At 60.6% G+C, this 19,361-nt stretch carries 17 protein-coding genes; 4 read left to right on the forward strand and 13 right to left on the reverse strand.

Annotated features, from left to right (window positions below):
• Positions 1-85: 85 nt before the first annotated feature.
• The gene (locus ACA067_RS21515; protein ID WP_497458401.1) at positions 86-967 is read left to right on the forward strand and encodes a phage antirepressor N-terminal domain-containing protein; all 882 of its coding nucleotides are present in this window, start codon (positions 86-88) and stop codon (positions 965-967) included.
• Positions 968-1,139: 172 nt separating this feature from the next.
• Here the strand turns inward: ACA067_RS21515 and ACA067_RS21520 are convergent, their stop codons facing one another.
• The 6 genes from ACA067_RS21520 to ACA067_RS21545 form a co-directional block, all read right to left on the reverse strand.
• Complete coding sequence (locus ACA067_RS21520; RefSeq protein ID WP_497458402.1) at positions 1,140-2,462, reverse strand: purine-cytosine permease family protein; 1,323 nt, start codon at positions 2,460-2,462, stop codon at positions 1,140-1,142.
• A 111-nt stretch (positions 2,463-2,573) separates the two neighbouring features.
• Complete coding sequence (locus ACA067_RS21525) at positions 2,574-3,548, reverse strand: 5-oxoprolinase subunit C family protein (protein ID WP_497458403.1); 975 nt, start codon at positions 3,546-3,548, stop codon at positions 2,574-2,576.
• Complete coding sequence (locus ACA067_RS21530) at positions 3,545-4,417, reverse strand: 5-oxoprolinase subunit B family protein (RefSeq protein ID WP_497458404.1); 873 nt, start codon at positions 4,415-4,417, stop codon at positions 3,545-3,547. Before ACA067_RS21530 ends, ACA067_RS21525 begins: the two co-directional genes overlap by 4 nt.
• On the reverse strand, positions 4,414-5,787 hold the full coding sequence (locus ACA067_RS21535) for an acetyl-CoA carboxylase biotin carboxylase subunit (protein WP_497458405.1): 1,374 nt from the start codon (positions 5,785-5,787) through the stop codon (positions 4,414-4,416). Before ACA067_RS21535 ends, ACA067_RS21530 begins: the two co-directional genes overlap by 4 nt.
• A 10-nt stretch (positions 5,788-5,797) precedes the next feature.
• Positions 5,798-6,043: an acetyl-CoA carboxylase gene (locus tag ACA067_RS21540; protein ID WP_497458406.1), complete on the reverse strand. Its 246-nt coding sequence runs from the start codon at positions 6,041-6,043 to the stop codon at positions 5,798-5,800.
• 92 nt (positions 6,044-6,135) lie between these two features.
• The gene (locus ACA067_RS21545; RefSeq protein ID WP_497458407.1) at positions 6,136-6,894 is read right to left on the reverse strand and encodes a 5-oxoprolinase subunit PxpA; all 759 of its coding nucleotides are present in this window, start codon (positions 6,892-6,894) and stop codon (positions 6,136-6,138) included.
• 143 nt (positions 6,895-7,037) lie between these two features.
• On the opposite strand from ACA067_RS21545, the gene ACA067_RS21550 reads away from it, so the two are divergent.
• From ACA067_RS21550 to sorB, 3 genes are all read left to right on the forward strand, one after another.
• The gene (locus tag ACA067_RS21550) at positions 7,038-7,955 is read left to right on the forward strand and encodes a LysR family transcriptional regulator (protein ID WP_497458408.1); all 918 of its coding nucleotides are present in this window, start codon (positions 7,038-7,040) and stop codon (positions 7,953-7,955) included.
• A gap of 317 nt (positions 7,956-8,272) precedes the next feature.
• Entirely contained in the window at positions 8,273-9,529 is a 1,257-nt protein-coding gene (sorA, locus tag ACA067_RS21555; protein WP_497458409.1) for a SorA family sulfite dehydrogenase catalytic subunit, read from the forward strand.
• A 9-nt stretch (positions 9,530-9,538) separates the two neighbouring features.
• Positions 9,539-10,177, forward strand: coding sequence for a SorB family sulfite dehydrogenase c-type cytochrome subunit (gene sorB / locus ACA067_RS21560; protein WP_497458410.1), 639 nt, complete (start codon positions 9,539-9,541; stop codon positions 10,175-10,177).
• A gap of 184 nt (positions 10,178-10,361) precedes the next feature.
• Here the strand turns inward: sorB and ACA067_RS21565 are convergent, their stop codons facing one another.
• The 7 genes from ACA067_RS21565 to ACA067_RS21595 form a co-directional block, all read right to left on the reverse strand.
• Entirely contained in the window at positions 10,362-11,135 is a 774-nt protein-coding gene (locus ACA067_RS21565; RefSeq protein WP_497458411.1) for a TSUP family transporter, read from the reverse strand.
• 107 nt (positions 11,136-11,242) lie between these two features.
• The gene (locus ACA067_RS21570) at positions 11,243-12,313 is read right to left on the reverse strand and encodes a YeiH family protein (RefSeq protein WP_497458412.1); all 1,071 of its coding nucleotides are present in this window, start codon (positions 12,311-12,313) and stop codon (positions 11,243-11,245) included.
• A gap of 373 nt (positions 12,314-12,686) precedes the next feature.
• The gene (locus tag ACA067_RS21575) at positions 12,687-12,986 is read right to left on the reverse strand and encodes a DUF6506 family protein (protein ID WP_497458413.1); all 300 of its coding nucleotides are present in this window, start codon (positions 12,984-12,986) and stop codon (positions 12,687-12,689) included.
• A 28-nt stretch (positions 12,987-13,014) separates the two neighbouring features.
• Positions 13,015-13,968 (reverse strand): bifunctional enoyl-CoA hydratase/phosphate acetyltransferase, encoded by a 954-nt coding sequence (locus ACA067_RS21580; RefSeq protein ID WP_497458414.1) that lies wholly within the window; start codon positions 13,966-13,968, stop codon positions 13,015-13,017.
• Positions 13,969-14,115: 147 nt separating this feature from the next.
• Complete coding sequence (gene xsc, locus ACA067_RS21585; protein WP_497458415.1) at positions 14,116-15,876, reverse strand: sulfoacetaldehyde acetyltransferase; 1,761 nt, start codon at positions 15,874-15,876, stop codon at positions 14,116-14,118.
• 233 nt (positions 15,877-16,109) lie between these two features.
• Positions 16,110-17,576, reverse strand: coding sequence for a MocR-like pyridoxine biosynthesis transcription factor PdxR (gene pdxR / locus ACA067_RS21590; protein WP_497458416.1), 1,467 nt, complete (start codon positions 17,574-17,576; stop codon positions 16,110-16,112).
• A 316-nt stretch (positions 17,577-17,892) separates the two neighbouring features.
• Positions 17,893-19,281, reverse strand: a complete 1,389-nt coding sequence (locus ACA067_RS21595) for an aminotransferase family protein (RefSeq protein WP_497458417.1) — start codon at positions 19,279-19,281, stop codon at positions 17,893-17,895.
• Positions 19,282-19,361: the final 80 nt, after the last annotated feature.

Raw genomic sequence — 19,361 nt, forward strand, 5'->3', positions numbered from 1 at the left:
TGAAGGTGGCATTGTTTAATTCGGTTTCCATCGGCTTTAGCTCGACGAATATTTGGGCATGGAGCCTCAAAAAAGGAGCACCGCCATGCAGGAGCACCTGATGCCTGTCCCGTTCTACGAGGACACGGTAGTTCTGGTGGGTCAGGGTACTGATCCGTTTGTAGCTATGGAGCCGATCGTCACAAATATGGGACTGGACTGGCAAACGCAGTTCCGAGAATTGGGCGAAAGATTTAACTCAGCCATGGTTGAAATGACCACGACTGGAGGTGATGGCAAGCAATACAGAATGACCTGTCTCCCCCTTCGTAAGCTTCCGGCCTGGCTCTACGCAATCAGCCCGAACAACGTAAAACCCGAATTTCGCGCCAAGATCGTTCGTTACCAGGAAGAATGCGACGACGTGTTGTGGGACTACTGGACCAAGGGCAGCTCTTCTCGTTCTGAATCGCCAAATGTTGCTCACTTTATAGCCCTCTCACGCCATCGGGTTGCACTGCTCAAAGTATTGAGTCGTACCTGCGACAACGCCATCCGCACTGCTATCCATGAGCAACTTGCGCTCGCTTCCCACCAGTTAGGATTGTCAGTCCCCGACCTGACCAGCATCGGGACCAGGACACCGCCACCCGCCGACATATTGATCGAGTTCTGGAGTGCACTAGAGACCCTGGACCGCAAGGGTGTGCGCTACAACCACTGCACCCCATCGAAGGGTTATCTCTACTTGCAGCTTCCCCACCTCGCACAACTGTTCAAAAAGCACAACATTTCGGTCAAGTTCACACGCGAACTACGCCAAGCGATGAAAGAATCCAAGCAGCCACGTTATGTGAGTAACACTACTCAACACAGCGCAATGGAGCGTATATCATTGAAATGCTGGGTATTTGAGTGGCCCATTCGCCGTGAGCGGGAGGTTTTTGAGCCCCCTCGGAAAGATCCAGTCAGGCGTAACACAGCCTGACTAAATGTTCAGCAGCCGAACGACCGCGAGCTCCGCAAGAGTTTTGTCGTGCGAAGTGCACCGGACAGTGGCAGCATCGATATTTTTTGCGCAGATCTCAGGCAAGGCGGCTCGGTGAAATAGCCGCGCCCTCCTTGGCGCGGGCAAGTCCGCCTGGTTTTTCGCAAAGACCTTACTGGGCCAGCTGCAACCGGCTTCGGCTGAGACGGGACAAGCCGCCCTGCAAGACAAACGCAAACACCACCGTCGCCGGTGCGGAAAAGCTGCTCAGGCTGCCACCGCAGAACATCAGTAAAAGTCCCAGCGCGGTGGCGCCGAACCAGGCCGTCAGGCCCACCGGATTGAACGCTGCCACCCGTTCGAGCGCCGCCACATCACAGCGTCCGTAGAGGATCTGCGCCAACGCCACACCGACCCAGGCCACCACGAAAATGCCCTGATACGCCAAGGCTTTGAGCAGGTAGGCAAACACATCGGCGAGCATCAGGCCGTACACGATCAACCCGACCGCCAAGGCCCACATCAGGTACGAACCGCGCAGGCCAAAACGTGCGAAGAATGCCTGCATGTTCAGCGTGGCCAGATAGTAATTGGCGGTGTTGATCCGGGTTTGCGTGGCCCAGACAAACAACAATCCCCACAAGCCCATCAGTTGCAAAATCGCCATCACCACCGACACTTCGTTCAGCGCCCCGTCATGGGGAATGCTGCTGACCAGATAGATGCCTGCCGCGCCGTTGAGCAGGAACGTCACCGCGTAGAACGGCATGCCGAAGTTCCAGCGCCCGTGATACCCGGCGTCTTCAGGTTTGCCAAAACGTGCATAGTCGAAGGTGAACAGCATCAGCACCCAGACGCCCATGTAGGCCACAAAGCAATCCCACCAGCCAAACGCGCTGGGTGTTGCCGGGCCGAAATCCAGCCATTGCGGCTGGTAGCCATAACGGCTGATCGACAGCCCCACCGCCACCAACAGGCCCCCCAGGTACACCGGCAGCAACACGCCGTTCAGCTTGTCCAGCCAGTGCTGCACGCTGCCCAGGATCATGGGCACGCTGTACAGCACCACCAGTAACGCGGCCAACGGATAGACCAGTTCCGGGTAGAGGTGGTTGAGCGCCACGGCGATCACTGAACCCTCGAATACTGCGTAATAGATCGCCGTGGAAAAGAAGATCAAGGTTGCCAGGCAGGCGCCGGTGCTGCCGAACAACAGCCTTGAAAACAACGCCACCGACAACCCGCTGCGGATCGCGAAACGGCTGAGTACACTGTTGACCAGCCCGTAGCTGATCACCGACAACAGCATCCCGATCAGCGCATTGCGGGCACCGTAAGACAGGGCCAGTGACGCGCCGACCACGATGTAAAACATCGCGCTGCACACCGCCCACCAGGCCATGGTCAGCGACAAGCGGCCCATGCGTGCTGCGGGGGGAACGGGATGATGGGCCGGGTCTTGCCCGGTTTGACTCGATTGCGATAAAGCAGCCATATGCGTGAACTCCAGAACCAGTCAAAGGTTGAAGCGCGGGCAGCCGCCACCGCACCGAAGTGCGGCGTTGGCTTACCGTTTGGCATGACCCGCGCGATGCGGCGGGCAGAATCAGGAAGGGAACAGCTTGCTCAGGCAGCTGAGTTTTTTCTTATAGGAACGTCGCGCTTGCAGCGCCTCATCCAGGGTGACCGCTTTGAAGCGGGCCTTCTGGTTGGGTTGCATCTGGCCGATCAAGTCGAGGTCGGCGCTGATCACCGTGCCAATCATGGCGTAGCCGCCACCGGACACCGCGTCGCGGTGCAGCACGATAGGTTCGAGCCCCGCCGGGACCTGGATCGAGCCGATCGGGTAGCAACTGTCGACGATATTTGACGGATCGGAACCAGCACCGAATGGCTGCTCACGAGGTTGAAAAGTCAGCGCACTGCCACCCTTGAAACGATAGCCGATGCGGTCGGCTTCCGAACCGACTGTCCAGGGCTCGGCAAAAAAACTATCCGCCGCCGCTGGAGTCAGGCGCTCGTAATACAGACCCGGCACCACACGCAGGGTGATCTCGCCACCCAACGATTGCCGCAACGCCATGGGCAAACTGGCCCCGGCGCGGCTTTTACCGCTGGCGATACCGACGGGCAGTTCATCACCGGTCACCAGCCTGCGCCCCTGAAAACCACCGAGTGCGCCCAACGCATAGGTGGAGCGACTGCCCAGCACCACCGGCACATCGATGCCACCGGCAACCGCCAGATAGGCGCGCGCGCCGGCCTTGGGGAAGTCAAAGCGCAGCACTTGCCCGGCCTTCACCGAGAACGCCGTGTCGTGGTGCATTTCCACACCATCGACACGCGGCGTCATGTGCGCACCGCACACCGCCACCAATGCATCCTCCTGAAATTCCAGCTCCGGCCCCAACAGCGTGCATTCCAGCGCTGCCGCCCCTGCCGGGTTGCCGACCAGTTGATTGGCCGCGCTCAGGGCGTATTGGTCGAGCGCACCGGAGGGTGGAATGCCGAGGTGGTAGTAACCTTCGCGGCCCAGATCCTGTACCGAAGTGGCGAGACCGGGTTTGAGTACCTTGATCATGCCAGCACCTCCTGCAACGACTTGGGATAGCCAACGGGGTCGGCCAGGAACGCGTCCAGCGAGAACTCCACCGGACGAATCCGCAGATCAAAGCGCCCCGCTTCCACTTCGGCGACGGCGTGGTCATACGCTTGGCGGTCCATCGGTTTGAACTGCACGATGTCGCCCGGACGGAAAAACACCATGTGCTCTTTCAGGTACGCCAGGGTCTGCTGTGGGTCGTAGATCGGTGCCGGCGTGACACCAAACATCTGATAACCACCGGCGCCGCGCACCGAGTAGATGCAACCGAAGCAACCGCCGTGACCGAGGGTCAGTTTCGGGGTATCGGTACGGGGTCGCAGGTACTTGGGCACCTGCAATTGACGTTCACGCTCGACCATCTGGAACATGAACGGCAGGCCCGCGACGAAGCCGACCATCGAGACAAACCACGGCGCGCCACTGTGGGCGGCGATGAACGCCTCGACGTCCGCCAGGCCGTTGATGCGCGCGGCGTACTCCAGGTCGGTGGCGCTCGGGTCCTGATGACGGTCGCGAAAACGCATCAGGGTTTCATGGGTCCAGGGATCGTTATAGAGCACCGGAATCTCGATGATCCGCGTCTGCAACGTGCGCTCGGCGACCGCCTCGGCCTCAGCGATTTTCACCGCTTCAAGCAGGTCGAAAGGCGCAACGCGATCCGGGTCAAAACGAATCTGGAACGAGGCATTGGCCAGGCACACATCAAGCACGCCATCCAGTGCCAGACGCTCCACCGCGCGGGTGACCGCCAGGCCCTTGAAAAACGCTTCAAGGGACATGCTGTCGCTGACTTCGGCGAACAAATGTTCGTCGGCACCAAAACTGTAACGGATAGGATGACTCACGCTTCACCTCCGCTACGGCGCTCGGCCAGCCAGGTTTCCAGGGTGCCAGTGTGGAAGTCGGCGCTGTGCAGCCACGGTTGTTCCAGCAATTGGCCGTGCAGCGCCAAGGTGCTGGCCATGCCGGTGAGTGTGGTCTGTTCCACCGCCGTGCGCGCGCGGGCCAAGGCTTCGGCACGGTCGCGACCGTGGACGATCAGCTTGGCCAACAGCGAGTCATAGTACGGCGGCACGCGGTAGCCTTGATAGAGATGGGTGTCGACACGCACCCCCTGCCCTTGCGGCCACACCAACGCCTCGACCAGGCCCGGGCTCGGGAAGAAGTCCCGCGCCGGATCTTCAGCGTTCAGGCGCATTTGCAGCGCGGCACCGTTGAGCTGGATGTCACTTTGCTTGAAGCCCAGCGGCTCGCCACCGGCGATGCGCAACATCGCCTGGACCAGATCGATCCCGGTGATCAGCTCGCTGACCGGGTGTTCCACCTGAATCCGCGTATTCATCTCGATAAAGAAAAACTCGCCCGTCGCATCGTCATACAGGTACTCCAGCGTCCCGGCACCCTTGTAGCCCAGGGACTCGGTGAGGCGCACGGCGCTGGCGCAGAGCGTCTCGCGTTGTTGCTGGCTGAGTGCCGGCGACGGCGCTTCTTCAAAAATCTTCTGGCGCCGACGTTGCAGCGAACACTCGCGCTCGAACAAGTGCACGGCGTGCTGACCATCGCCCAACACTTGCACTTCGATGTGCCGGGCCTTGCTGATAAACCGCTCCAGGTACACCGCGCCATTACCAAATGCCGCCTGGGCTTCGCGCTGGGAACGGGGAAACTCTTCGCTCAGTTGCCGGGCGTTTTCAGCCAGGCGAATCCCACGCCCGCCACCACCGGCCGAGGCTTTGATCAGCAGTGGGAAGCCGACGGATTCGGCCGCCTTGAGCGCCGACTCGACGTCAAACAGTTCACCGGGCGACCCCGGCACCACCGGTACGCCCGCTGCTTGAGCCGTGCGCCGCGCCTCGGCTTTATCGCCCATGCGCCGGATCGTCTGCGGGCTCGGCCCGACGAAAATGGCGCCCGTCGCGAGGACGGCTTCGGCGAAATCGGCGTTCTCCGAGAGAAAGCCATAGCCGGGGTGTACCGCATTGGCCCCCGTGGCTTTCAAGGCGCCGAGCAATGCTTCGACGTTCAGGTAACTTTTGTCGGCGCGGGCCGGACCGAGAAGGTGCACCTCGTCGGCCATGCGCGCAGCCTGGGAGTCGATGTCCGCTTCGCTGCACGCGGCGACAGTGGGGATGCCCAGAGCTTTGGCGGCGCGGATAATCCGCACGGCAATCTCGCCACGGTTGGCGATCAGTAATTTACGAATGCCTTGAGTCATGATCGCGTCCTCACTCGTCGTCGAGTGTTGCGACGACCTGACCCGGTTCCACCGGATCGCCGTCTTCCACCAGGAATGCGCCAAGGCGACCGGCCGTCCCGGCGGTCAGTTCGGAAAACTGCTTCATGACCTCGATCAGGCCAATCACTGTGTCGGCGCTGACCTGCGCGCCCTCCTCGACGAAGTTCGCCGATTCGGGGGTGGCTTTGCGGTAGAAGGTCCCGGGCAATGGGGTGATGACAGTGTGTTCGGCCATGTCTGTTCCTCTTGGAATAGTTGTAGAAAGGCAGGCAAAAATGAATCGGTGTTTAAACCCTGGCGTCTGTGTGCCGGGTGTTTCGTGCTGATTCAGCGCGGTGCGCGAACCTTGATTCCGGCGCTATCGAGCGCCTGGCGCGTGGCTTCGACCAACGCCAAAGCACCCGGCGTATCGCTGTGCAAACAGATGGAATCGAATTCGATTGCCAGGTCCTGGCCCTCCACCGTGCGCACCACGCCTTCCTGACAGGCACGCAGCACCCGCGCGGCCACCTGGGCCGGATCGTAAGCGCGCACGTTGCGGGTGAAGACGATGGAGCCGCTGAGGTCGTACTCGCGGTCGGCGTAGAACTCGCGGATGACCGGTTGACCGAGTTCTTTGGCGACGTGCCAGATCACTGAATCGGGCATGCAATACAGCAGTAACTCAGGCTCCAGGCGCCGCAGGTTTTCCACCAGCAAACGGGCGGCCTCCTCATCCCGAGCCAGGTGCATGTAGAGCGCGCCGTGGGGTTTGATGTGTTGCAACGCCACGCCTTGAACCCGGGCGAGTTCACGCAGGGCGCCCAACTGGTAGAGCATGTCGTCCACCAGTTCCTGAGCCGGTGCATTGATGTGCCGACGGCCAAATCCCACCAGGTCGCGAAACCCTGGATGCGCGCCGATGGCTACGCCCAGGCGCTTGGCCTGTTCCACAGTGCGGCGCATGGTGCTGGGGTCCCCGGCATGAAAGCCGGTGGCGATGTTGGCCGAACTGATGAAGCCCATCAGCTCATTGTCGACGCCATCGCCGATGGTCCATGGACCGAAGCCTTCGCCCATGTCCGAGTTGAAATCTACTGCCTGCATGACACTTGCTCCTGACACTTGTGACTTCATGCAAGCCACGTTAGATTCCTGCCAACCCCTTGGGAAGATCTATTATCAGATGGGCCATCTTCTGAAAAACAGATAGCCTCTGAAAAACAGATACCCCCAAGTCCGGAGTGCTCATGTCACTGACCCTGCGCCAGGTCCGCTATTTCGTCGCCACCGCCGAGATCGGGCAAATTTCTCAAGCGGCCATTCATTTGAATATTTCCCAGTCGGCGGTGACCACGGCGATCAAAGAGCTGGAAGGCATGCTCGGCACGTTGCTGTTCCAGCGTTCAGCCCAGGGCATGAGCCTGACCGATGCCGGGCGGCATTTTCTCAATCGGGCCTATGTGATCTTGCGCAGCGTCGACGACGCTCTGAACAGCCCGCTGCCCGACGTTCGCGCCAGTGGGCTGCTGCGCCTGGCCGCCAGCTATACGGTGATCGGCTACTTCCTGCCGCACCATCTGCAGCGGCTTGAACACTGGCACCCGGACGTGGCCATCGAAGTCCACGAACAAGAACGCCAGGCCATCGAACAAGGCTTGCTGGAAGGCCGATTCGACATGGCGGTGGTGCTCACCGCGAACCTCACTCACCCGGACATCGTCTCGGAAATTCTGTTCAACTCCGAACGCCGGCTCTGGCTGCCCAGCCACCATCCACTGTGCGAACGCTCCGCCGTCAGCCTCGCCGACGTGGCGAAGGAACCCTACATCCTGTTGACCGTCGACGAAGCCGAACAAAGCGCCATGCGTTACTGGGAACACGCGCACCAACAACCCAACGTGCGCGTGCGAACCAGCTCCGTGGAAGCAGTGCGCAGCATGGTTGCCAATGGCAGCGGCGTGGCGATCCTCTCGGACCTGGTGCATCGCCCCTGGTCGCTGGAAGGTAAACGCATCGAAACCCTGACGGTCACCGACGAGGTCACCCCGATGAGTGTCGGCCTGGCCTGGCATCGTGAGCGCAATTTCAGCCCGGCAATGCAAGCGTTTCGTAACTACTTCCACGATGCTTTTCTGGCGCCGCAACAGTTATCTGCGCGACGTTGAAAGAAGCGGATACCAAGGTGTTCCGGACACGGGTACGGCAAGCCGTCGCAGTATTTAACATGCCTCATTCAGCATGGGTCACGACCTTTCAGCGAGCTAGCTGAGGTCCAACACTTGGGCATGAACTGGACCTATGCATACCGACACAAGCGTCCGAATATAGCCCTCTGATGCATCATCCTAAACAGAAGTTGGCCCTGGTGGGCCTGATGTCAAGTTCTACTGACTATCCAAAAAGGGGGAATTACCCGAGGCCTCGCGGCCCTGACGGGAAGCGGTCAATTGCATCTCATTAATACAATCATAGAGAGTGCAGAATGAAGTTCAGTTTTGTAAAAAACAGCAATCCGAGCCGCCGGCGCATTCTACGCGATGCCTTCACCCTGGCTTTGGCGGCCTCGCCGTTGGCAAGCCTGGCCAAGGCGGCCACCGAAACCAAGGCTACCGACACAAACGCCGAAGACGTGACCTTTGCGGCTGGCCCGCGGCCGGTGCAATATCCGCAAAAACGACCGTTGACCCTGGTGACCACTCGCCCGCCCCATCTGGAGACGCCATTCCCTGTCTTCAACCAAGGGCCGATCACGCCGAATGACGCCTTTTTCGTGCGTTACCACCTGGCCAATTTCCCGACCAGCATCGATCCGCACAGCTACCGTTTGACGGTCAAGGGTTCGGTCGACACGCCGCTGTCCCTGTCCCTTGTTGAACTCAAGACCCTCGCCGAACCGGTAGAAGTGGTGGCCGTCAATCAGTGTTCGGGTAACAGCCGTGGCTTCTCGATGCCGCGGGTGTTCGGCGCTCAGCTGGGCCATGGTTCCATGGGTAATGCCCGCTGGGTGGGGGTACCGCTCAAGGCGGTACTGGAAAAGGCGGGTGTGACTGCCGACGCCAGGCAAGTGACATTCCGTGGGCTCGATAAGCCCGTGTTGCCCAGCACGCCGGAGTTCCTCAAGGCCCTGGACATCAGCCATGCCATGGACGGCGAGCCCATGATCGCCTGGTCAATGAACGGAACTGATCTGCCATTCCTCAACGGTTACCCGATACGTCTGGTGGTGCCCGGCTATTTCGGCACGTACTGGGTCAAGCACCTGAGTGAGATCGAAGTCGTCGACCACATCGATGACGGTTTCTTCATGGCTAAAGGTTACCGCGTGCCGGACAACGACTGTTTCTGCATCGCCCCCGGCACCACGGCGGCGAAGACTCAGCCGATTTCCAAGTTGCCGGTACGCAGCTTCATCACCAGCATCAAGCACGGTGATGTCTTGCCGCTGAAAAAAAACGTGGTGCTCAAGGGCATAGCGTTCGACGGTGGCGCCGGGATCAACAAGGTGGACATTTCGATCGACGGCGGCAAGAGCTGGCGCGAAGCCCGGCTTGGGCAGGATCTGGGCCGTTTCTCCTTCCGTGAGTGGACACTGGCGATCACCTTCACCCGCAAGGGCGCTACTCAGTTGATGGTGCGTGCCAGTAACAGTGCAGGTGAGACCCAACCGCTGCGAGCCGACTGGAACCCCGGAGGCTACCGCCGCCACGTCGTAGAAACCAGCCACGTCACTGTCGCCTGAGGGGTTCACATGAAACGTTTGACCACCTTGCTGTGCGCGGCTCAGCTTTGTCTGGCTACCATGGCTGGCGCAGCGCCGCTGTCGATCACCTTGCCGCCCGAAACGGCTGCGTTCAAGCCCAGTGCGCTGCCTGGCTATCCGTTGGCCCAGCAGAAATGTTCCACCTGTCATTCTGCCGACTACATCAACTTCCAGCCGCCTGGCATGACCCTCGCGCAGTGGACTGCAGAGGCGAGCAAGATGCAACACGTGTATGGCGCTCCGATCAGCGATCAGGATGTGAACATTATCGGTGCCTATCTGGCGGTGACCTATGGGAGCGCCCAGGCAAGCGATGCCGAGGTGCAGACTGCCTCGAACCCGTCGGTGGGCCAGCTCTCGGCGGCGCCTGCAGCAAAAGTCGACGCCATGGCTTTGCTCCAGAACCACGCGTGCCTGTCCTGCCACGCGATTGATCACAAGGTTGTAGGCCCGGCTTATCACGATGTCGCTGCCAAGTATGGGAGTGATCCGCAGGCACTGGCCAAGATAGCGTCCAGCATTGCGCGCGGCGGTGCCGGACAATGGGGGGCTATCCCCATGCCGCCTTACGCGCAGTTAAGCCCGGAGGATCTGCAAACCCTGGCGACGTTCATACTGCACCAGTAAGCCCAGCCCAGCCCAGGCTAACCTTGGTAGCCTGGGCCAGCTAAGAAACCGCAAACAAATCATCCATGTACTCACCGGGATGACAAAGGTTCAGCAGCATCACTTCGGCGTTGTTGTACTTGAACCCAGGCCGGTACACACACGCAACCGCCGCCTGGGTCTGCGTCACTGACGCGGTCAGCATTCATGTCGAGGTTGCTGCCAAAAGTCCCGGCAATGAATCCCCGATCAAGCTGACGCCAGCGAGCGCCATCAGTACGAAGACCAGCCAACGTATCGTACGCGACGACAACTTCGGCGGATAACGGCGGACCAGCCAACTGACCAGCACCACCAACGGCAATGCTTCGGCACTCAACAACAACGTGGACAGTTGCATCTGTCCTTGCGCTGCGACCAGGCCAAGGCGCGCCGCCGCGTTGGCAGAAAACACCGTGATCAGGGTATTGCGGATGATTTCGTAGCCCAAAGGCTGGCGATACAGGTGATAGACAATCGGCGGCCCGCCGCTGGAGAACAAGCCATTGAGCAGTCCGCACAGGCCACCGGCCAGCCAGAACGACGGCTGCCGGGACAGCTTCGTTTTCGCTTTGTTTTGCACCACAAGCATGAGGCTGGCCGCGACGATCAGTATGCCGAGCAGCAGGCGAAGCCAGGTCAGCTGGCTACCATTCAACGCGCCGAGCCCCCACACGCCCAGGCTGACGCCAAGCAGACTGCTGAGCAACACGGGCATCAGCACTGCGCGGTCCAACTGCGGTTTCGGCCCGCCCAGGGTACCCATGGCGTTACCCAGGGTGAGGATACTGATCACCACCGCTACCTCGGACAGCGGCACCATGTGCAGGGAAGCGACCAGGCCCATCAGGATCAGGCCGAAGGCAAATCCGGTAAGGCTCTGGGCTACGGTTGCCAGGGCTACACAACACAGAAAAATCAGATGCACTTGCAGGCTCATGGCGCCTCTATTGCTGCTGGTTAAGCCAGCCTGCCGCCGCACAGTTATCGTGTCGGCGGCAGTCTGGTGATCGGGCGGGGACGATGCATGTCATCCATGACGCGGGCTCATCCCAGCCACTTCACCGCAAACAAAATAATCGTCGCGAGAAACACGGTTTCGCTGACTAACAGGGTCGCCGGACGCCAGCCCACTTCCAGCAGCGCCTTCAGTGAAGTTTTCATTCCCAGCGCGGCGATAGCGGTCACCAGGCACCAGCGCGACACATCGCCGGCTAACTCCTGCACCTGCGTCGACGCTATGCCACTGCTGTTAATGGCGACAAACAGCACAAAGAAGATGATGAACAAGGGCAATGGGAGTGCCGGGCGCGGACCACCATCACCGCGCTTGCGCAGCAGCAACGACAGACTGAAGACGATCGGCACCAGCATGGCCACGCGCAACAGCTTGACCACGGTCGCGGTATCGCCGGTTTCCTCCGACATGCTGTAGCCGGCACCGACGACCTGGGCCACATCGTGAATGGTTGCGCCGAGGAATATCCCGGCCTGATGGGCGTCCAGGCCGAGCCATTGGGCAATGGGCGGATAGGCAATCATTGCGATGGTGCTCAGCGCAGTCACGCTGATCACGGTGAAGATGATGTTGCGCTCGCTGTCCTTGTCTTGCGGCAGTACCGCGGAAATTGCCAGCGCCGCCGAGGCACCGCAAATGCCCACGCTGCCGCCGCTGAGAATACCGAAATCCCGTGACTGGCCGAGTAGCCGGGAAAGGATGATGCCGAAGCTGATGGTCAGGAAAACTGCACCGATCACCACCGCCATCAGCGTCCCCCCCAGCGAGAGAATCTGCTCAACGGTGATGCGCATGCCCAGCAGCGCCACGCCACCACGCAGGATGGTGCTGGAGGTGAAACGAATACCCGCGACCGCACGCCCCTCCTGGGAGAGAAAGCCTAGCGCCATGCCCAGCAACAGGGCCATTAACATCACCGGTGCACCGTAATGCTCGGAAAGGAAAGCGGCACTGGCGGCGACTATCAACGCGGCGATGATACCCGGCAGTAACAGGTTGAATTTCTGCTGATGGCGTATCAACCAGGACGACGATGGCTGAGCCGTGTCCGGCAACTGGCTGTGGACGGGGGGGATTGTGTGGTGCTGTTTTATTGTCATTTGCTCACCTACACCCTGTGGTTATGAAATCACTGGGTTTCGATGCTAGAGAAAACTCCGCCCCCTCATTAGGACCACCTCAAGGCGGTCTTAGGGGCCAGCCGACACCTGCGCGACAGGCCCGGAGCGCAGCTGGCAGCGGGTGCTGATACGCCGCAGCAGTCACCCCTTAAGACATGCGCGCACGCCTTCGCAACGCGCATTCTGAAGGACTGCTTCGGGCTGGATTCTCATGGCGTAAACGAGGATGAATTGGCCGCGCGCCTGAAAGGCTTCATTCGCCGGGAGCAGCAGGCGCCACGCTGGAGCAGACAGTTTCCGGGATGCATCCAGGCTACGCCGCGATGGAGCCCCTCACATCAGCTGGCCTGACTCAGCCGGACAACTGCTGCAGGCGCTGCTGCGTTTCGGGACTGTAGTGCACGGCGGCCACTGGAATCCGATCGTCAATGGCGTTGCGGATCCGCTCGGCTTCGGCCTCGGTGAAGGCGCCGCACAGTTCGATCAATTGCACATGCCGGGTCAACAACTCCTGCGCCACCAGCACCGCTTCCTCGACGCTCGCAACGCCGCACAGGGTCGCGGCGAAGGTGTCGGACTCGAGGCGCCCGTTGTGGGTGAGGAACTGCATGCCTGGCGCCTTGAAGATAAAGCCATAACGTTGCACCGCCATCGTGGTTCTCCTTGGGTCTTGGGGTTGCTTAGCCAGCAGCCAGCAAGCGGCTGCGCGACTGCCGACGATAATCGATAAAAATGGAAGCCAGGGCGCAGGACGCCAGGCGCGCCTCCAACGGGTCGGCACGCGAGGTGAGAATGATCGGCACCCGCGCGCCCAGCACCAGGCCGGCGGCCGTGGCACTCATGAAATACACCATCTGCTTGAACAGAAAATTACCGGCTTCCAGGTTCGGCACCAACAGGATATCGGCATGGCCCGCTACCTCGCCGCCAATGCCTTTGATCCGCGCCGCTTCCAGCGACACCGCGTTGTCGAAGGCCAGCGGACCGTCGACGCAGGCGTCGCCCAGGGCACCGATCGCCGCCAGTTTGGCCAGCTCGGCGGCATCCTGGCTGGACGGCATGCTGCGCGTCACTTCCTCGGTACCGGACAGCACCGCCATGCGCGGCTTCTCATAGCCCAAGGCGTGCATCAGCTCGATGGCGTTGCGCGCGATATGGATCTTGTCGATGATCGTAGGCTGCACGTTGATCACCGCATCGGTGATCGACAATGCTTTGTCGCTGCCCGGCAGCGTCATATGAAACACATGACTGAGACGGCTGGCAGCACGCAGTCCGACTTCACGCTTGAGTACTGCTCGCAGCAGGATATCCGTGTGCAGATGCCCCTTCATGACAGCCTCCGCGTTACCGGCCCCAGCCAGGATGCAGGCGACTTCGGCGCACTGTGCATCCTCACTGACGTGCAGCAAGCGCAGGTCATGCAGGTCCCAGTCGAGTTCTTCGGCCAGGGCACGGATCTGCGCCTGATCACCGACCAGCACCGGCTCGATAAGCCCTTCATCGCAAGCCCGCCTGGCACTGCTCAGGCTCAGCAGATTGACCGGATTGACCACCGCCGTGACCACGCGCGGCAGAGCCTTGGCCCGATCAAGCAGGAACGCCGGGCATTCCGGTGGAATAGTGCTCAACATGCTTGGATTCCTGTTTGTTCACGGTCGAAGCTGCAACAACGCCCGAAGGCGCCGTTGCAGTGTTCCCGGTGGTCTGTGCGGCTAGTCAGTCCCGCCACACAGGCCACTGGCTGTAGGTGTCCGGCGCAAACCGGTCACCTCGGCGACTCAGACATAGTCTTTGTACTTCTCGAGGAAGCGCACTGGCTTGGACAGCGCATCGCGGCGGAACGGATCGCCCAGTTCGCGGGTACACATGATCTCGATCACCGTGGTCTTGCCGGCCTTTTGTGCCTCGCAAGCCGCCTTGAGCGCCGGGCCGACGTCTTCCAGACGGTCGACGGTGACGCCTTCGGCACCCATCGAGCGGGCAATGCCGGCGAAGCTCTGGTTTTCCAGCTCGCCTGCGACAAAGCGACGGTTGTAGAAGTCCACTTGGTTCTTCTTCTCCGCGCCCCACTGACGGTTGTGGAACACAATCGAGGTGACCGGGATGTTCTCGCGCACACAGGTCATGATTTCCATCATCGACATGCCCCAGGCGCCGTCACCGGCATAGGAGATGGCGGTGCGGTGCGGTGCGGCGACCTTGGCGCCGATGATGGTCGGCAGCGCGTAGCCGCAGTTGCCAAAGCTCATGGCGGCGAAGAACGAACGCGGCTTCTCGAAGCGCAGGTAGCTGTTGGAGACCGAGTTGATATTGCCAATGTCCGTGGAGACCATGGCATCGGCCGGCATGGCTTTCTCCAGTTCACGCAGGACCTGGCGCGGGTGCAGGTAATTGCCGTCCTCACCACTCTGTTCCTTGATCATGTCCAGCGAGTATTCGTCCTTCTCGTGGATCCAGGCGCTCAACTCGGTTTCCCAGTCGAATTTTTCCTTGGCGATTTCCTCGGCACGCGCGCCCTTGTTTTCCAGGCACTGCACGTCGAGGTTCTCCAGACGACCGAGCAGGTTGACCGCCGCGGCCTTGGCGTCGCCGCAGATACCCACGGTGATTTTTTTCACCAGGCCGAGCATTTTCGAGTCGCAGTCGATCTGGATCACCTTCGCCTGCTTCGGCCAGTAATCAAGGCCGTGCTGCGGCAGGGTGCCGAATGGGCCCAGGCGAGTCCCCAGGGCCAGGACCACGTCGGCGCGCGACAGCAGCTTCATGGCGGCCTTGGAGCCTTGGTAGCCAAGCGGGCCGCACCACAACTGGTGGCTGGCCGGGAAAGAGTCGTTGTGCAGGTAGCTGTTGACCACCGGGGCGCCGAGGTATTCGGCCAGCGCCTGACAGGCTTCGACTGCGTCGCCCATGACCACGCCACCACCGGAGATGATCACCGGGTTCTTCGCCGCCGCCAGTATCCGGGCTGCCTCGGCCAGGCTCTGCTCGCCACCGGCGCTGCGCTCGATACGGATCGGCGTGGGGATCTCGACGTTGATATCGCCGTAGAAGAAGTCACGCGGAATGTTCAGCTGGGTCGGACCGTTTTCTTGCATCGCCCGATCGAAGCAGCGTCCGGTCAGTTCAGCCATTCGCGCAGGGTTGGGAACATGGGCCTGGTACTTGGTGATGGTTTCGAAGAACGGCAGTTGCTGGGCTTCCTGGAAGCCACCGAGGCCCTGACTCAGCGAGCCGGTTTCGGGAGTGATCACCACCACCGGGCTGTGCGCCCAGTAAGCAGCGGCGATGGCGGTAACGAAGTTGGTGATGCCGGGGCCGTTCTGCGCGATGCACACGCCGTGACGACCACTGACCCGCGAGAAGCCGTCGGCCATGTGACCGGCGCCCTGCTCGTGCACCACAGGGATAAAACGGATGCCGGCCGGAGCGAAGATATCCATCGCATCCATAAAGGCCGAACCCATGATGCCAAAGACATCGGTGACGCCGTTGGCAACCAGTGTTTCAACCATTGCTTCGCTGGGGGTCATGCGTGGCATATCGATATTCCTCTCGTTACTTAAGGTACGGCGGCTGCGCCGCCAATGACTTGGAGCAAGAGTAGGAGTCGGGGGAAGTGCCAGATAGAACCAGTTGGAGGCCACCTGTTGAGCCAGCTGGGTCCAGATTCGCCAGCAGGCACAGACGAACCGAGCGAATGCACGACAGGCGTCGCACACGCCGAAAACCCACGCCGTTACTGGCGCGGGGGCAGCGTCTGAAAAATGGTCAGTCAGCTTATTTGCTGGATGAGCTCAGCAAGCAGTTTGATCCCCGGACGGATGCGATCAGCGGGAATCGACGAGTAGCCCAGACGGAAGTAGTTGAGCGGCGGTTGCTCACCGAAGAAGTGAATATCGCCGGGCTCGATCAGGATGCCGTGCTCGGCGGCTGCCTTCTGCAGGCGTCGCGCATCCAGGCTGTCGGGGCCTTTGACCCAGTAGCAGGAGCCGCCGAAGCTCGGTTCCTTGGAGGATTCCGGCAGGTACTCACGCAGGGCAGCGCCCATTTGCTGATGCCGCTCCTCGTAAGCCCGCATCAGGCTCATGATCAACGCATCGTGGTAACCGCGCTCGAGGAACAGCGCCACCGAGCGCTGATTGTTCGCCGCCGGATGACGCACCATCAGTCGACGCAACGCACGCGCCTCGCGGATCAGGGCTTCGGGCCCCACCAGATAGCCAACCCGCAGGCCGGGCGCCAGGGTTTTTGACAGGCTGCCGACGTAAAGCACCCGATCATGCTTGTCCAGACTCTTGAGCGCCGGGATCGGGCTGCCCTTGAAGTTGGTCTCGCTTTCGTAGTCGTCCTCAATGATCAGGAAATCGTGCTCATTGGCCCGCTGCAACAATTCGTAGCGGCGCTCTAGGGGCATGGTCACGGTGCTCGGGCACTGATGGCTGGGAGTGGTGTAGATAAGATCGCAGCCATTGAGCTCCTCGCTCAGCATCAGGCCCTGGTTGTCCACCGCCAACGGCTGAATTCGCGAGGGGTTGAGCATGGCGATATTGCGGATGTCCATGTAGCCCGGCTCTTCAATGCCCATTAGACTGTCGGGGCGCAACAACAGACGCGCCAGCATATACAGAGCGTGCTGCGCGCCAACCGTGACCAGGATCTGCTCAGGCGAAGCCCAGACACCACGACGTGGCAACAGGCGTGTCCTGATCTGCTCCATCAGCAGGGGATCGTCGTTATCGAAGCGGTCCGAGGCCCAGTCACGGATCGCCGGGATGCTGACCGCGTCACGGCAGCATTCACGCCAGTTGGCGGTGGGAAACAGGGCCGGGTCGAACTGCCCGTAGATAAACGGGTATTTATAATTCTGCCAATCCCGTGGCTTGCTCATGTTGCGTTGCTGCGAGGGTTGCATGACGAGCCGTTGCGACCAGTCCAGCTTGGTGGTGGCGGCCTCATCCTGGTTCGCTCGCGGCGCTTCGACCTTGCGAGCCAAAATAGCCGGATTGACGTAGTAGCCGCTGCGCTCACGGGCCAACAGGTAGCCATCGTCGAGCAGGTGTTCGTAGGCCAGAACCACAGTGTTGCGCGCAATGTTCAGCTGTTTGGCCAGCTTGCGACTCGAGGGTAACGGGCTATCGAGCGGAATATTGCCGTTGAGAATCACCTGGGCGATCTGCTCGCGCAGTTGCTGTTGCAGGTGGGTGGATTTTTCGGCGGACAAATGGAACAACTGGAACATAGCGGCCTCGACTGAACGAACGACAAGCGCTGGCACCGCACACCACTCTGCCAGTCACTTCAAAATGCTCTTGCCAGCACAGCGCTAACGCGGCGATTGCCAGGCAGACTAGCAATAACACCTCGGCAAGACTATCCAGCGCTCGATGTATAACGCTGCTGACACACAAACCGGCCCCCTCAACGAAGCTAAGGGGCCGGTCTGCTGTAGGAGCTGCCGCAGGCTGCGATCTTTTGATCTTGGCCTCAAAAGCAGGATCAAAAAATCGCAGCCTGCGGCAGCTCCTACGCGGATCGCATTTCAGCAGCGGCAAGCGTTATAGATGAGGTGCAAGGCGGCCAAAGGCGTTGTCCAGGGCGGCGATGATCACATCCAGATCCTTTTGTGTGGCGATCAACGCCGGGGCGAAGCACAGCGTATTGTTGAGCTGCTCGAAGCTGCGGTTGGTACGCCCGATCATCACCCCCTGGCGCATGCAGTCGGCGGCGATGGCAATCGGCACGCTCTCCTCCACCGGCTCCTTCGTCTTGCGGTCCTTGACCAGTTCCAGACCACAGAACAGGCCCTTGCCACGCACATCGCCAATGATTGGATACTTGTCCTGCAGCTCACGCAGGCGACCCATGAAGTACTCGCCCATATGGGTGACGTTCTCCAACAAGTTCTCGTCCTCGATAATCCGCATATTCTCCAGCGCTGCCGCCGGGCCTGCGGTGCAGCCGCCGAAGGTGCTGATGTCACGGAAGTAGCCCATTCGGTCATCGGCCTCCCCCTTGAACGCTTCGAACACTTCCTCGGTGGTCACTGTGCAGGAGATCGCCGCGTAACCGCTGGCCACACCCTTGGCCATGGTGACGATGTCCGGCTTGATGCCGTAGTGCTGATAGCCAAACCACTTGCCGGTACGGCCCAGACCGCAGACCACTTCGTCAATGTGCAGGAGGATGTCGTACTTCTTGCAGATCGCCTGAATGGTCTCCCAGTAACCCTCCGGCGGGGTGATAACGCCTCCCCCGGCGGTGATCGGTTCGAGGACCACGGCACCCACGGTATCCGGCCCTTCCGCGAGGATGACGCGCTCCATCTGCATGGCGGCGCGCACGCCATAATCGGCGATTTCACCGAACTGCGAGCGGTATTCGCAGCAGTGTGGAAACTCGACGAAACCCGGGGTGAAGGGACCGTACTGGTTCTTGCGCTCGAACTGACCGGTCGAGCTCAGCGCAGTAATGGTCGTGCCGTGGTAGTCACGCTCGCGGAACAGAATCTTGTGCTTCTTACCACCGTATTTTTTGTGCGCAATCTGCCGCACGATCTTGTAGGCCTTCTCATTGGCCTCGGAACCGGAATTGGAGTAGTACACCCGGCTCAGGCCAGGCATCTTCTCAATCAGTTTTTTGGCGAACAAGGCGCCAGGAATGTTGCCCGCGGAGTTGGCGAAAAAATTCATCTTCACCAGCTGATCGCGCACCGCGTCGGCAATACTCTCGCGGCCGTAACCGACGTTGACGGTCCACACACCGCCAGAGACCGCATCCAGGTATTCGTTGCCCTTGATGTCCCAGACGCGCATGCCCTTGCCTTCGACGATCATCAGCGGATCGTTCTGCTCCAGCGGTTTGTGCTGGGACAGGTGATGCCAGACGTGAGCGCGGTCACTGGCCAACGTCTCGACTGCATCGTACTCGTGAGCTGTTGTTTTCATGCTTACCTCTCGGCTGGTGCATTTTTATTGTTGGTCACCGGGCAGGAGACAAGCTCCAGGCACCGACATACGAAGGAGCA

Source organism: Pseudomonas sp. LBUM1674 (assembly GCF_059695635.1).

What these genes read in the sequence shown, in the direction of transcription:
- ACA067_RS21575 (WP_497458413.1), bottom strand. Translation starts at nt 12,986, where the DNA reads ATGGCGGTGCAACGTTATGGCTTTATCTTCAAGGCGCCAGGCATGCAG.
- ACA067_RS21515 (WP_497458401.1), top strand. Translation starts at nt 86, where the DNA reads ATGCAGGAGCACCTGATGCCTGTCCCGTTCTACGAGGACACGGTAGTT.
- ACA067_RS21545 (WP_497458407.1), bottom strand. Translation starts at nt 6,894, where the DNA reads ATGCAGGCAGTAGATTTCAACTCGGACATGGGCGAAGGCTTCGGTCCA.
- ACA067_RS21580 (WP_497458414.1), bottom strand. Translation starts at nt 13,968, where the DNA reads ATGTTGAGCACTATTCCACCGGAATGCCCGGCGTTCCTGCTTGATCGG.
- ACA067_RS21540 (WP_497458406.1), bottom strand. Translation starts at nt 6,043, where the DNA reads ATGGCCGAACACACTGTCATCACCCCATTGCCCGGGACCTTCTACCGC.
- ACA067_RS21525 (WP_497458403.1), bottom strand. Translation starts at nt 3,548, where the DNA reads ATGATCAAGGTACTCAAACCCGGTCTCGCCACTTCGGTACAGGATCTG.
- pdxR (WP_497458416.1), bottom strand. Translation starts at nt 17,576, where the DNA reads ATGTTCCAGTTGTTCCATTTGTCCGCCGAAAAATCCACCCACCTGCAA.
- ACA067_RS21520 (WP_497458402.1), bottom strand. Translation starts at nt 2,462, where the DNA reads ATGGCTGCTTTATCGCAATCGAGTCAAACCGGGCAAGACCCGGCCCAT.
- ACA067_RS21570 (WP_497458412.1), bottom strand. Translation starts at nt 12,313, where the DNA reads ATGACAATAAAACAGCACCACACAATCCCCCCCGTCCACAGCCAGTTG.
- xsc (WP_497458415.1), bottom strand. Translation starts at nt 15,876, where the DNA reads ATGCCACGCATGACCCCCAGCGAAGCAATGGTTGAAACACTGGTTGCC.
- ACA067_RS21595 (WP_497458417.1), bottom strand. Translation starts at nt 19,281, where the DNA reads ATGAAAACAACAGCTCACGAGTACGATGCAGTCGAGACGTTGGCCAGT.
- ACA067_RS21565 (WP_497458411.1), bottom strand. Translation starts at nt 11,135, where the DNA reads ATGAGCCTGCAAGTGCATCTGATTTTTCTGTGTTGTGTAGCCCTGGCA.
- sorA (WP_497458409.1), top strand. Translation starts at nt 8,273, where the DNA reads ATGAAGTTCAGTTTTGTAAAAAACAGCAATCCGAGCCGCCGGCGCATT.
- sorB (WP_497458410.1), top strand. Translation starts at nt 9,539, where the DNA reads ATGAAACGTTTGACCACCTTGCTGTGCGCGGCTCAGCTTTGTCTGGCT.
- ACA067_RS21550 (WP_497458408.1), top strand. Translation starts at nt 7,038, where the DNA reads ATGTCACTGACCCTGCGCCAGGTCCGCTATTTCGTCGCCACCGCCGAG.
- ACA067_RS21535 (WP_497458405.1), bottom strand. Translation starts at nt 5,787, where the DNA reads ATGACTCAAGGCATTCGTAAATTACTGATCGCCAACCGTGGCGAGATT.